A 13,889-nucleotide genomic window follows, 5' to 3' on the forward strand; every position below is an offset into this window, starting at 1 on the left:
AGGGCCTGAAGGTGCTGGAGGTGAACCGACCCAACCGGCAGATTCGCCGCTTGAAGGGCAAATCCGATCCCTTGGATGCCTATCAGGCCGCCGAGGCGGTCATCGCCGAACGCGGGATCTCCACGCCCAAGGCCCGCGACGGCGCCGTGGAAAACACGCTCAAATCAGCCGCATAAGCACTCTTGACAACCATAGGAGCATCCAATCGATTTTGGGGTTGACGCGCGTCGTCCCGGTCAGGCTTCGGCCAGCCGGGTGGGCTCCGGCCGGGTCAGGCTTCGACCGGCGTGGGCTCCTCGCCGAGGAGTGCGCGGCGCAGCGTGTCGAGGCCGACGGAGCCGATGTTCAGGGCCTGGCTGTGGAAGGCCTTGACGTCGAAGGATGCGCCGTCGCGGCGGCGGCGTTCGTCCCGGATCTCCTCCCAGAGGCGCTGCCCCAGCTTGTACGACGGTGCCTGTCCGGGCCAGCCGAGGTAGCGGGTGAACTCGAAGTTGAGCTGGCCTTCGCTGATGGCGATGTTCTGCTTGAGGAACTCGTAGCCCTTGTCGGGAGTCCAGGTGCCGGAGCCCCAGCGGGCCGGGACCTCCAGTTCCAGGTGCACGCCGATATCGAAGACCACGCGTGCGGCGCGCATCCGCTGGCCGTCCAGCATGCCCATCCGGTCTCCCGGATCAGCCAGGTAGCCCAGCTCATCCATCAGCCGCTCGGCGTAGAGGGCCCACCCTTCGCCGTGGCCGGAAACCCAGCAGATGTTGCGGCGCCAGTTGTTCAGCAGCTCCCGGCGGTAGGTCGCCGTGGCAATCTGGAGGTGGTGGCCGGGAACCCCCTCGTGGTAGACGGTGGTGGTTTCCTTCCACGTGCTGAAACGGTCTTCGCCTTCCGGAACCGACCACCACATCCGGCCGGGCCGGGAGAAGTCGTCCGACGGACCGGTGTAGTAGATGCCGCCTTCATGGGTAGGGGCGATCAGGCATTCCAGCCGGCGCATCGGCTCGGGGATCTCGAAGTGCGTGCCGGCCAGATCCGCCACGGCCTTGTCGGAGAGCTGCTGCATCCACTCCTGGAGTGCGGCCGTGCCGTGCAGCTGGCGGGATTCGTCCGCCTCCAGCAGCGCCATGGCCTCTTCGATGGAGGCGCCAGGCTTGATCTGTTCGGCCACCGCTTCCTGCTCGGCGATGATCCGGTCCAGCTCCTCGACGCCCCAGTGGTAGGTCTCTTCCAGGTCGATGGTGGAACCGAGGAACCGGCGGGACATGAGCGCATAATGTTCGCGGCCGACGGCGTCCTTGTCCGGCGCGTCGGCCAGCAGCTCGTTCTCGAGGAAGGCGGCGAGCTGGCGGTAGGCGCCGGCGGCCGCCTCGGCACCCTCGGTGAGGCGCTGGCGCAGGTCCTGCGGCAGATCGCCGTCGTCAATGGCGGCCGAAGCCGCGGTGGCGCGGAAGAAACCGTCCTCTGCCGCGTAGGCGTTGCTCTGTTCGATCACGGCCTTGATCTGCCGGCGGGCGGCAATGCGGCCCTGGCTCTTGGCTTCGCGCAGTGAGGTTGCATAGCCGGCAATGGCGTCCGGCACATTGGCCATGCGGCCGGCGATGTTGCTCCAGTCCTCCACGGTGGCCGTCGGCATCAGGTCGAAAATCGCCCGGATGTCCTGGGCGGGGGAGGCGATGTTGTTCAGCTCGGCCAGGTCCAGTCCGGCCTCGTGGATCTCCAGTTCCAGGCCCAGGCGCTCGCGCATGGCGTCGAGGGTGACGCGGTCGACGTCGTCCGTCGGTGCCAGATCTTCCAGCCGGCCCAGCGTTTCGCGGGTGCATTCGGCCAGGGCTTCGGCGCCCGCGGGGGAGTAGTCGGGATATTCCGTCTCACGGCCCGGGATACCCAGCGACGTTGCCAGTGAGGGGTTCAGCTCCAGCAAGGTCTCCGTATAGGAGTCGGCCACAGCATCGATGGCTGACGGGGTGCGGTTCGGGACTTCCGTGGTGGCTTCTGTTGTCTGGTTAGTCACAGGCCGAGCCTACCGGCTATCAGCTTCAGCTGCCGGGACGTGCGACGGCGGCGGGCTTGCCCGAATCGATGGCGCCGGTCCAGTCTTCGCCGATGAGGCTGGCTCCGATCGCCGCGAGCTGGTCGACTTGCGCCGGCGTCAGGCGGTCGAATACCGCAGCCCGCACGGCTTGGACGTGGCTTGGCGAGGCGGCCTTGACCTTGTCCAGCCCGGCGTCCGTGAGCCGGGCCAGCACGGCCCGCCTGTCCTGCGGGTCCATGCTGCGGGTGAGGTAGCCGGCTTTTTCGAGTCCGCCGGCTACGCGCGACATTCGCGACTGCGTGGTGCTGGTGGCCGCAGCCAGCTCGCTCATGCGCATCGCGCGGTCCGGAACTTCGCTCAGCATGGCGAGCACCATGTAGCCGGCAAAGGTGAGGTCTTCTTCCCGCTGGAGCTGGGAATCAAGCGCGGCGGGGAGCCTGAAGAGCAGCGCTGCCAAGGGGACCCAGGCGCGCTGTTCACCGCTGCTCAGCCATGGTCCCTCGGACATGGCGCTACTCTAATCCGATTCGCTTGACCCGGGAAATCCCTTGCGCTTAACTTATTTGCAGCTGCAAATAAATCCTCCTGCCGGGGGCGGACTGTCCCAGGGGGCGGCGGGAGGAGCGGGGCAGCATCGGATCCTCAGTTCCGCAGGCTTTGGGGAAAGCCAGCGTCGAGCGTCAGGAAGGATCCGCCGGGGAGGCCGGCAGCACGTTGGGGGCTGCCGGCCTTTTCCATGCGGCGGCTGCTACCGGAAGGGGTGGCGGCTGCTACCGGAAGGTGTGCCGCCAGGCTCCCGGGCCGTGGGCGACGACGGGTCGCAGCAGTTCGCGCCGGCGCGGATTCCGGGGACGCGTGCGGCGTTCCGTTGTTTCAGCCGGTTCCGCGGCAGGCTGCAGAGCCAGGACGACGGCGGTCACCGCCGCGAGCTCTTCGGGTGTCGGATCGCCTTTGGCAATAGTGAAAAGCGGGGCAGCCGCGGCCGCGGGCAGGTGCTGGGTCTCGGTCATAGCGGGATGTTTCCGTGCTTCTTGTGCGGCATGGTGGCCCGTTTGTCGCGCAGGGCGCGCAGGCCTCGGATGATCTGGACCCGCGTGTCGGCGGGTGCGATGACGGCGTCCAGGTAGCCCAGTTCGGCGGCCTGGTACGGGTTGAGCAGCTCTTCCTCGTACTGCGTGATGATCTCCTGCCGGCGGGCTTCCACGTCACCGCCCTCGGCTTCCACCGCGGCCAGGTCGCGACGGTACAGGATGTTCACGGCGCCCTGGGCTCCCATGACGCCGATCTGCGCGGTGGGCCAGGCGAAGTTCAGGTCCGCGCCGAGCTTCTTGGAGCCCATCACGATGTACGCGCCGCCGTAGGCCTTGCGGGTGATCACGGTCAGTTTCGGGACCGTGGCTTCGGCGTAGGCGTAGAGCAGCTTGGCACCGCGGCGGATGATGCCGTTGAACTCCTGGTCCTTGCCGGGCAGGAAGCCAGGCACGTCCACCAGCGTCAGGATCGGGATGTTGAACGCGTCGCAGTGCCGGACGAAGCGGGCGGCCTTCTCGGACGCGGCGATGTCCAGGGTGCCGGCGAACTGCATGGGCTGGTTGGCGACGATGCCGACGGTGTGCCCCTCCACGCGGCCATAACCGATGATCACGTTCGGTGCGTAGAGGGCCTGGAGTTCCAGGAAGTGCCCGTCGTCGACGATATGCTCGATGGCCGTGCGCATGTCGTAGGGCTGGTTGGCCGAATCCGGAATGAGGGTATCCAGCTCCAGGTCCGCCTCGCTGAGTTCGAGCTCCTCGTCGAATCCGGCCGGCGGGGCTTCCGCGAGGTTGTTCGAGGGCAGGAAGTCGAGCAGTTCGCGGACGAACTCGATGGCGTCGGTTTCGTCGGTGCCGAGGTAGGTGGCCGTGCCCGTGGTGGCGTTGTGCTGCCGCGCTCCGCCGAGGGTCTCCATGTCCACTTCCTCGCCGGTCACGGTCTTGATGACGTCCGGGCCGGTGATGAACATGTGCGAGGTCTTATCCACCATGACGACGAAGTCCGTCAGGGCGGGGGAGTAGGCGGCGCCGCCGGCACAGGGGCCCATGATGAGCGAAATCTGCGGGACCACGCCGGAAGCAGCCACGTTGTTGCGGAAGATGTCCGCGAACATCGCCAGCGAGGCGACGCCTTCCTGGATCCGCGCGCCTCCGCCGTCGTTGATGCCGATGACGGGGCAGCCGTTGCGCAGCGCGAATTCCTGGACCTTGACGATCTTTTCGCCGTTGACCTGGCTGAGCGATCCGCCGTAGACCGAGAAGTCCTGGCTGTACAGGGCGACTAGACGGCCGTCGATCGTGCCGTAGCCGGACACCACGCCGTCGCCGAGAGGCTTCTTCTTCTCCATCCCGAAGGCGGTGGACCGGTGGGTCGCCAGGGCGTCGAACTCGACGAAGGAGCCCTCGTCGACCAGCAGCTCGATGCGCTCGCGTGCGGTGTTCTTGCCCCGGGCGTGCTGCTTCTCCACGGCTTCCGGTCCGGACGGCAGCATCGCTTCCGCCTGGCGGCGGCGGAAATCCGCAATCTTGCCGGCGGTAGTCGAGCGGTCCAGATCGGTATCGAGGCTCATGGGATCTCCGGATTCTGCGAGCGGGTTCGGTAGCTGTTGCCGGCGCCGTTCACTGGAGGACCTGCCGTTAAGTAGGTTTCTTACAAAAAGCGCGGCGCCAGCGGCGTCATTGCACCTAGTCTAATGAGGCATGCCCCTGCAACGGCTGTAGCAATCCTACAATTTCACTTGCCGACATTTTGCCTCGGGCGGCTCCGGTGAAGATTGTCGTTGCTCTGCGTAGGATGGAACACATGAGCCAGAGCTTCTCCGACGTTGACCGCCCGGCCCTGGACTACGAGGGCTTAAGTGACGCGCTCTGCGCCCCGCTAGGCCCCTATCGCCGGCTGGAGCTCGTGGAGTCCACCGGGTCGACCAACAGCGATCTGGTGCAGCAGGCCGCGGCAGACAAAGTCGGCTGGTCCGACCTGAGCGTACTGGCCGCGGAGGAGCAAACCGCAGGGCGGGGGCGCTTGGACCGCGAATGGACCGCACCCGCCCGTTCATCGGTGATCGTCAGCGTGCTGTTGCGGCCGTTCAACCACGCCGGCAATCCCGTGCCGACGCAGAGCTATGCCTGGTTTTCGCTGCTGGCAGCCATGTCCCTGGCCGAGGCGCTGGGCGAGTATGCCCGGCTCGATGCCAAGGTTAAGTGGCCCAACGACGTGCAGGTCGGCGGGAAGAAAATCTCCGGCATCCTGGCACAAATCGTGGCCTACCCCGATGCCTCGCCGCCCGCCGTCGTTGTGGGCACCGGGCTCAACGTGACCCTCGGCGCCGAAGACCTCCCCATCCCGACGGCCACTTCCGTGGCGCTGGAGAAAGGTGCGACGACGGACCGCACCATCCTGCTGATGTCCTACCTGCGGATTTTCGCGCAGCGCTACCGGCAGTTCTGCGACGTCAACGGGGATCCGAAGGCGCGCTGGAACGACGGCACGAGCCTGCTCAGCCGGCTCCAGAAGGTGATGTCCACACTGGGGCAGCAGGTGCGGGCGCAGCTGCCGCAGGGGCGCGAGATCGTTGGCGAAGCTTTCGGGCTGGACAGCTTCGGCGCGCTCAAGGTGCGCGAAGCCGATGGCACCGAGCATGTTGTGGCGGCAGGCGACGTCGTCCATTTGCGACCCTTCGAAGGGTCCTGATTTGCCGCTACGGAATACCCGGATCCGGGAGCCTCGGTGCGCCTGAAACTGGATCCGGGCGAGCGGGTCATCGTGCGGGCCCGGCCACAGGCCCGCCGCCTTTTCTGGCCCGCCGTGGTGTTCCTGGCCGTGCTCGGAGCGGCCGGATTCGGGCTGGGCTGGCTCAGCCGCGCCGGCCTGCCCGCGTGGATCGTCGAATGGGTGCCGCTGCTGCGGGCGGCGGTGCTCGTCCTGGCGGGAGTGCTGGTGCTGCGCGTGTGCCTGGTGCCGCTGCTGCGCTGGCTCTCCACCAGGTACCTGCTGACCAACCGGCGCCTGCTGGTCCGGCGCGGCTGGGGCCGGCGGAGCGAGCAGGAGGTGCTCCTGGCGGGCATCTTCGCCCTGCGCACCGAGCAGAACCTGCTCCAGCGCATGCTGCGGTCCGGCAACCTGCACGCGGACATGGGCTACGGCAGGTTCTGGCGCCTGCCGGACGTGCCCGAGGTGGCGCGCTTCCGGGCGCTCGTGGTCCAGGCGATCGAGGACCTGCCGCGCACGGCGATGTTCGATGGGTTTGATGGGGTCGATGGAGTAGACATGGAAAGATTGCAGCAGCCCGAGTACGGCGAGGAAGGAAGGCCGCATGACCAGCAGTAGCGAGCACCACGAACCGGAGCCGCTGACCCTGTCGATGCCGCGGATCGTGCCCCGGGAAGAGCTCGAGGCCGCGCGGGAGGATGTGCGCGAGGACCCGAATCCGGCCAAGGTGGACCGGCAGGCGATCCGCGCGTTGGAGAAGCGCCTGCTCGGCTCCGAACGTACCCTGCGCCGCCGCGAAGTTGCCGCCGGCGCGGGCGTGTCGCTGCTCTCGGCGCGGAAACTGTGGCGCGCGCTGGGCTTCCCCAACCTCGGCGACGAGGACGTGGCCTTCACCCAGGCGGACCTGGAAGCGCTGACCACGATCATCGACCTCGTCCGCCAGGAACGGCTGACCGAGGAAGCGGCGATTTCCCTCACGCGGTCCATCGGCCAGATGACGGACCGGATGGTGGTCTGGCAGGTCGAGGCGCTGGTGGAGGAGATGGTGCACCAGCTGGGCATCACGGATGCGGAGGCCCGCAAGCGACTGGTCACCGAACTGCCGGACCTGATCGAGCCGCTGGAGAAGGTGCTCCTCTACTCCTGGCGGCGGCAGCTCAACGCCGGAGTGGCGCGGCTGACCGTGCGCGCCGAGGCCGGACTGGGCGCCGCGGCGGAGCACGACGACGATGCGATGCCGCTGCTGCGGGCGGTGGGCTTCGCCGACCTCGTCTCCTACACCAGCCTCTCCCGGCAGCTGAACGAGAAGACACTGGCCCAGCTGGTGCAGCGGTTCGAGAACCGTGCCGCCGAGATCATCTCCGTGGGCGGCGGCCGGCTGGTCAAGACCATCGGCGACGAAGTGCTCTACCTAGCCTCGACGCCGCAGGCCGGAGCGGAAATCTCGCTGGCGCTGGCCAAGGCGATGGCCGAAGACGACCTGCTGCCCTCGGCCCGGGTCGGGCTGGTCTGGGGCGGCATCGTCTCCCGGCTCGGCGACATCTACGGACCCACGGTCAACCTCGCCTCGCGGCTCACGTCGCTGGCCGAGCCGGGCACCGTGCTGGTGGATTCGACGACTGCGGCCACGCTCGCCGGGGACGAGCGGTTCGTCCTGATGCCGCAGAAGGTCCGCACCATCCGCGGGTTCGGCGAAATCCACCCGGTGACGGTGGCGCACGGGCGCGGGACCGGCCTCATCGTGGACTGACCGGCCCCACGTGATGGGGAGTTGTCCCCATCACCGTACGTTTACCTGGCGCGGTGAAACGTGCCATAGTCGTAGGCGGAGAAATCACGGCGCCTGCGCGGCTTCTGTCCGCGGTGCACGGAAGCGTTACGTACGGGGAAACAGAATCAGATGGCTTTGCTGGGCAGCGGTGTGTTTGGACGGGACCGGCGGCGGCGGGCGGTTGCTTCGACGACGACGTTCTCCGTGGCGAGTGCATTGGTGGTTGGCGGCGCGCTGTACTACGAGGGTTTCCCCACCGCGGATGTGGACCTGAACGACGGCGGCGTCTGGGTCACGAACAAGGGTGCGGGCCTGGTGGGGCACCTGAACTACCAGTCGAAGACGCTCGACGGCGGCTTCACCGCCAACAGCGACGGCTTCGATGTGCTGCAGGACGAGTCCTCGGTCTTCATGGAGAACCTGGACCAGGGGATGCTCTCGCCGGTCGACGTGGCCGAGATGTCGCGCGACGCGGAGCAGCAGCTGCCGGGAAGCGCCGAGGTGTCCTTCGGCGCGGAACAGCTGGCCATCACGGACAAGGTCAAGGGCCAGGTCTTCATCACGCCGGCGGCCGAACTGGGCTCCTTCAGCGAGGAAACCGCGGAGCCGGTGCTCGCCGGGGCCAAGGGCTCGGCCGCAGCGGTGTCTCCCGAGGACACTGTCGTGGTGGCGAACCCGGCAGCGAACGAGATCTACACCTACCGGATCAACGCTGAGGGGCAGCCGGAACAGGTCGGCAAGGACAGCGCGGAGGACCTCGGGCAGGCAGGCGACCTGCAGATTGCTGCGGTGGGGGACAAGGCCGTGGTGCTCGATGCCGAGTCCGGCACCCTGTTCCTGCCGGGCGGCAAGAGCGTGGACCTGGGCGATGTGCGCGGGGCGAAGCTGCAGCAGTCGAGTGCCGAGAGCGGCTTCGCGGCGGTCGCGACCGAGACCGAACTGATTACCCAGCCGCTGAACGGTTCCGAGGCGGACCGTACGCCGCTCGAAGCGCCGGGCATCCCGGCCGCGCCGGTGCAGCTGGATGGCTGCCTCCATGCGGCGTGGGCCGGAGCCAACCACTACATCCGGGACTGCGAGCTGCCCGCGGACGATCTGGAGCAGGAGATCCGGGGGATCGGCTCCAATGCCGAGCTGGTGTTCCGGGTGAACCGGAACGTCGTCGTTCTCAATGATGTGAACGCCGGCAACGTCTGGCTGGTGCTGGAAAACATGCAGCTGGTCGACAACTGGAGCGACCTGATCCCGCCGGAGCAGGAGAGCGACGAAGAGGACGAAGACTCGGCGGACGAGAATCCGATCAACACGCTGCCGGACCGGACCGAGGAGAACCGGCCGCCGGTGGCCCAGGACGACTTGTTCGGCGTGCGCGCAGGCCGGACGACGACGCTGGCGATCCTGGACAATGACTCCGACCCCGACGGCGATGTGCTCACCGCCTCGCTCAGCGGCAGCCAGCCGTCGGTCGGCGAGGTCCAAAGCATCTACGACAAGACCGGCCTGCAGATCGTGGTCGGCCCGGATGCCTCGCCCGGCCGGCACAGCTTCGACTACGAGGTCAACGACGGCCGCGGCGGCAAGGACACCGCGCGGGTGACCATCACGGTCCGCGCCGAGGGCGCGAACGAGCCGCCGCAGGCCAAGCGCAGGACGACCATCCTGCTGGAGCAGGGCAAGGAGATCAGCCAGAACATCCTGACCGACTGGAAGGATCCGGACGGCGACGACCTGTTCCTGGTCGGCGCGGAGAACACCGCGGACGGGGACCTGGTGCGGACGCGGCCGGACGGGCTGCTGACCTTCCAGGACGTGGGCAAGACCTACGGCAAGAAGAAGGTGGCAATCCGGGTTTCGGACGGCATCGAAACGGTCGACGGCGAAATCACGGTGGATGTGCGGCCTCCGGGCGCGCTGGCCCCGGTGGCGAACGCGGACCACTTCTTCACCACCGCCGGCCAGGAGATCCAGGTCAATCCGCTCAAGAACGACCTCGACCCGAACGGCGGCAACCTGCGCCTGGCCAAGATCGAGCCGGTGGGCAATGCCACGGCCACGCCCGACTACGACTCGGGAACTGTGGCCTTCAGCAGCGACACTCCCGGCACCTACTACCTGACCTACCTGGTCACCAATGGCCCGTCCAGTTCGACGGGCCTGGCGCGGATCGACGTCGGCGCGACCGCGGCGGATGGCGCGCCGGTGGCGGTGCGGGATGTGGCCCTGCTGCCGCAGAACGGCCAGGTGCTGGTGGACGTGCTGGCCAATGACAATGATCCGGCCGGCGGCGTGCTCGTGGTCCAGGGCGTCGAGTCCAAGGAGGCCGCGGTCTCGGTGGAGGTCGTGAACCACAACATCCTGCGCATCACGGACGTCAAGGGCCTGAACCAGCAGACCACCATCAAGTACACCGTCTCCAACGGCTTTGCTTCGGCCACCGGCGAGGTCAGCATCATCTCGGTGAAGGGGCCGGACAAGCTGCTGCCGCCGCAGGCCGAGAACGATACCGCCACGGTCCGTGCCGGCGATGTGGTCACCGTGGAGGTGCTGGCCAATGACACGCACCCCAATGGCGACAATCTGGAACTGGTGCCGGAGCTGGCCGAGTCCGTGGATGAGGCGGACGGCGACATCTTCACCGCGGGGAACGCGGTGCGCTTCATTGCCGGACCGACGGCGAAGACCGTGTATGCGGTGTACGAGGTGACGGATTCGGCCGGCCAGAAGGACTCCGCCGAAATCCGGATCAACATCATCCCGCGGGACGACGAATCGAACTCGCAGCCGGCGCCGAAGAACCTCGAGGCCCGGGTGATCGCGGGCTCCACGGTGCGGATCCCGGTGCCGCTGAACGGCATCGATCCGGACGGCGATTCCGTCTTCCTGCAGGGGATCGACCGCGCGCCGGAGCAGGGCGCGGCAGTGGCCGGGGCGGACTACATCGATTACACCGCGTCCGCCCAGGGTGCGGGGACGGACACGTTCACCTATGTGGTGAAGGACCGGCTGGGCGCGGAGAACACGGCCACCGTACTGGTGGGCATCGCGCCGCAGGCAGAGACGAACCAGAACCCGATCGCCCTCGACGACGGCATCGTGATCCGGCCCGGACGCACCGTGGCGGTTGACGTGCTCAGCAACGATTCCGACCCCGACGGCGACCCACTGGCGCTGCAGGGAGACATGATCGCCGGGGAGCCGGCGTCGCTGGACGCGGCTGCGAACAAGGGGCGCGTGCAGTTCACGACGCCGGACGAGGACGGCACGGTGAACGTCCGCTACACCGTCGGGGACGGGCGCGGCGGTTCGGCAGTGGGTACGGTGACTGCGGAGGTCCGGGCGGATGCGCCGTTGCTCGCGCCGGTAGCCCGCGATGACCGGGTGGAGCCGGTAGAGACCAAGGGGAAGACCGCCGTCGACGTTCCGGTGCTGGACAATGATGAGGATCCGGACGGCGTCGCCGAAGAGCTGGATGTGCTGGTCAACGGCGACTATCCGACGGCGTCCGCCACCGCGGCCGGGCAGGTCCGGGTGGAGCTGACCGAGAGCGTGCAGCTCATTCCCTACACCGTCCGCGATGCCGAGGGGCTGCAGGCCACCGCAGTGATCTGGGTGCCTGCCCTGGGCGAGCAGTACCCGCTGCTGGCGGATACTTCGCCGGTCGACGTGGTCGCCGGCGAAGAGGTCACCATCGACCTGGGCGACCGGGTGGAGGTCCGCGACGGCAGGTCGCCGCGGATCACCGAGGTGGACAAGGTCCGGGCCATCGGCACCGCGGACCGGGAATGGGTGGTGGACGAAAACACGCTGCGGTATGCCGCCGCGGAGGATTATGCCGGACGCGGGTCCATCACGTTCGAGGTGACGGACGGCTCCGGCCCGGACGATCCCGAGGGCCTGAAGTCCACGCTGACCGTGATGACCAATGTGATTCCGGCGCCGGAGACCAACATTCCGCCGGAGTTCACCACCGGCGCGGTCGAGGTGGCCAAGGGCGAGGACGCGGTCTCGTACGATCTGCGGCCGCTGGCCACGGACGCCAATCCGGAGGATCTGGAGAAGCTGGAGTTCACGCTGGAGGGCGGGGCACCGCAGGGCTTCGACGTCAGCCTCGACGGCAGCGTGCTGCAGGTGTCGGCCGAGGCCGACGTGGACACGGGTGCCTCCGGCGTGGTGAACGTATCCGTCACCGACGGCCGCTCGGACAAGGTGACCAGCCGGGTGGCCGTGAGCGCCTTGGCCTCCACGCGGCCGCTGCCGGTGGCCAACGACGACGAGGTGCCGGATGCGGTGCAGGGCGAGCCGGTGCGCGTGCCGGTGCTGGCCAACGATGTGAACCCGTTCCCGGACACAGCGCTGGAAATCGTCAATGCCACGGCAGGCGAAGGAGGCACCGCGCGCGTGGAGGGGGACGCCGTCGTCGTTACCCCCAATGCGGACTTCTCCGGCACCATGAGCGTGGAGTACACGGTGCAGGACAAGACGCAGGAAGGCTCGCGGCAGGCGACCGGCACTGTCTCGCTTGTGGTGAAGGGCCGGCCGGAAGCGCCGACGACGCCGCTGGTGGACTCGGTGCGCGACGAGACCGTGGTGCTCTCGTGGGGCGCGCCGGCCGACAACGGGGATCCGATCACCGCCTACCGCGTGAGCGGCACCGGGGGGTTCAGCCAGGAATGTGCGACGACGACCTGCACCTTGACCGGTCTGGTCAACGACCGGGAGTACACGTTCACCGTGGTGGCAGTGAACGGCGTGGGCGAGTCCGACCCATCGGCCGAGTCCGCGGTGGCGCGGCCGGACGTGCGGCCGGAAACACCGGGGGCGCCGCGGCTGAAGTTCGGCGACAAGTCGCTGGACGTCACGTGGGCGCCGCCCGTGAACAACGGCTCGGCGATCGAGTCGTACACCCTGGAGATTTCGCCGGCGCCGCCGAGCGGCCAGCTGCAGAAGACCGGGCTGACCGGCACCTCCTACACCTGGGAGGGGCTGGAGAACGGGCAGGCCTACGAGGTGCGGGTGCAGGCGCACAACAAGGCCCCGGAGCCGAGCGAGTTCAGCCCGTATTCCGCGGCCGAGGTCCCGGCGGGACCGCCCGCGGCGGCAGGAGCGCCGACCACCGAGCGGGTGCAGTCGGTCGGGGACGAGAGCCAGCTCAGGGTCAGCTGGGCTGCCCCGGCAAACAACGGCGGCGAGATCCTCGACTACACCGTGCGCGAGTACCAGGGCGGCAGCCTCAACCGGACGCTGCCGCCGGTGACCGGAACCTCGCAGACCATCACGGCGCCGAACTCGGAGGCCGACTACACCTACACCGTCACGGCCAGGAACAAGGCCGGCGACGGCGAGGCCAGCCCGCAGTCCAACCCGCGGCGTGCCGTCGGCGCACCGGACGCACCGACGGGCGTGTCCCTGAAGGAAGCCAACACCGGCGGCGCCGGCCGGTCCGTGACCATCAGCTTCAACGAGCTGACCGCGGCGCAGCGCAACGGCGCCCGGGCCGGCGAGGTCAGCTACCGGGCGGCCTTCAGCGACGGGCGCTCGATGGCGGTCAGCAGCGGACAGACCGTCGGCGGCTTCACCAACGGCTCCAACGTGACTGCGCAGGTCACCGCGGTAGCCAACAGCGACGGCGCCTCCTACAACAGCGCCCCGTCCGCCCGCTCCAACGCGGCCAAGCCCTACGGGGCGCCGGGGACGCCGAGCGCCTCCGGACAGGGACAGAGCGGCGAGACCAACAACCCGCAGGTGACCCTGAGCTGGGCCCCGCCCGACACGGCCAACCACGACGTGGAGAAACTGCAGATCAACATCGACGGCAAGGGCTGGGAAAACGTGGCCGTCCGCTCGGGCAGCCGGACGCTCAATGTTGCGCACGATTCGTCGCACACCATCAAGGTCAGGGCGGCGAACTCGCGCGGGACCTACGGCGCCGAAGCTTCGGCATCGGCGCGGGCGGGCAGCAAGCCGAAGCCCAAGCCGCCGACCGAATGGAAACTCACGGTGGGCGGCAGCGGCACGACGCTGGAGAGCCGCACCTGCATGGAGTACCGCGGCAGCATGGGCGACAACTATGACGGTCCGGGTGACTGCGACGGCAACCACTGGAGCTACCCGGGCGATTCGATCACCTCGAAGTGCTACATCGTCTCCGGCAGCAACCGCTGGTACCACCAGGACGCCGGCAGCCGAGGCATCAACAACGGGCTGTTCATCCGCGGCGACCACGTCCGGCAGTCCAGCGGCGGCGGCCACCTGAATGGCGGAGCGCCGGCCGGGATGCCCCGCTGCTGAGCCTCCGGCGGGCAGCCGCCGTCTGCGGGCAACGTTTAACCGCACTGCGTCTAGACTGATCAAGGG

General features: G+C 68.2%; 8 protein-coding genes. 4 read left to right on the forward strand and 4 right to left on the reverse strand.

Going from position 1 to position 13,889, the window contains the following annotated elements; genetic code table 11:
* Positions 1-271 precede the first annotated feature (271 nt).
* The 4 genes from D477_RS15445 to D477_RS15460 all read right to left on the reverse strand — a co-directional run bounded on the left by D477_RS15445 (position 272) and on the right by D477_RS15460 (position 4,625).
* Entirely contained in the window at positions 272-2,002 is a 1,731-nt protein-coding gene (locus D477_RS15445; RefSeq protein ID WP_005271436.1) for a DUF885 domain-containing protein, read from the reverse strand.
* Between the two features lie 25 nt (positions 2,003-2,027).
* Positions 2,028-2,531, reverse strand: a complete 504-nt coding sequence (locus D477_RS15450; RefSeq protein ID WP_005271438.1) for a MarR family winged helix-turn-helix transcriptional regulator — start codon at positions 2,529-2,531, stop codon at positions 2,028-2,030.
* A 262-nt stretch (positions 2,532-2,793) separates the two neighbouring features.
* Positions 2,794-3,033: an acyl-CoA carboxylase subunit epsilon gene (locus D477_RS15455; RefSeq protein ID WP_005271440.1), complete on the reverse strand. Its 240-nt coding sequence runs from the start codon at positions 3,031-3,033 to the stop codon at positions 2,794-2,796.
* Positions 3,030-4,625 (reverse strand): acyl-CoA carboxylase subunit beta, encoded by a 1,596-nt coding sequence (locus D477_RS15460; protein ID WP_005271442.1) that lies wholly within the window; start codon positions 4,623-4,625, stop codon positions 3,030-3,032. The genes D477_RS15455 and D477_RS15460 overlap by 4 nt, the downstream gene beginning before the upstream one ends.
* Before the next feature lie 233 nt (positions 4,626-4,858).
* Here D477_RS15460 and D477_RS15465 point away from each other — a divergent pair, with 233 nt between their 5' ends.
* The 4 genes from D477_RS15465 (at position 4,859) to D477_RS15480 (ending at position 13,823) form a co-directional block, all read left to right on the forward strand.
* Positions 4,859-5,746 carry a biotin--[acetyl-CoA-carboxylase] ligase gene (locus D477_RS15465; RefSeq protein WP_005271444.1) on the forward strand — a complete coding sequence of 296 codons (888 nt, stop codon included), beginning with the start codon at positions 4,859-4,861 and terminating at the stop codon, positions 5,744-5,746.
* A gap of 36 nt (positions 5,747-5,782) precedes the next feature.
* A complete protein-coding gene (locus D477_RS15470) occupies positions 5,783-6,382 on the forward strand; it encodes a PH domain-containing protein (protein ID WP_005271446.1) in 600 nt (199 codons plus the stop codon).
* Positions 6,369-7,514 carry an adenylate/guanylate cyclase domain-containing protein gene (locus D477_RS15475; RefSeq protein ID WP_005271449.1) on the forward strand — a complete coding sequence of 382 codons (1,146 nt, stop codon included), beginning with the start codon at positions 6,369-6,371 and terminating at the stop codon, positions 7,512-7,514. Before D477_RS15470 ends, D477_RS15475 begins: the two co-directional genes overlap by 14 nt.
* A gap of 150 nt (positions 7,515-7,664) precedes the next feature.
* A complete protein-coding gene (locus D477_RS15480; protein WP_085940460.1) occupies positions 7,665-13,823 on the forward strand; it encodes an Ig-like domain-containing protein in 6,159 nt (2,052 codons plus the stop codon).
* Positions 13,824-13,889: the final 66 nt, after the last annotated feature.

The sequence above is a fragment of the Arthrobacter crystallopoietes BAB-32 genome (assembly GCF_000328305.2).
In the GTDB taxonomy this organism is placed as follows: Bacteria; Actinomycetota; Actinomycetes; order Actinomycetales; family Micrococcaceae; genus Crystallibacter; species Crystallibacter crystallopoietes_A.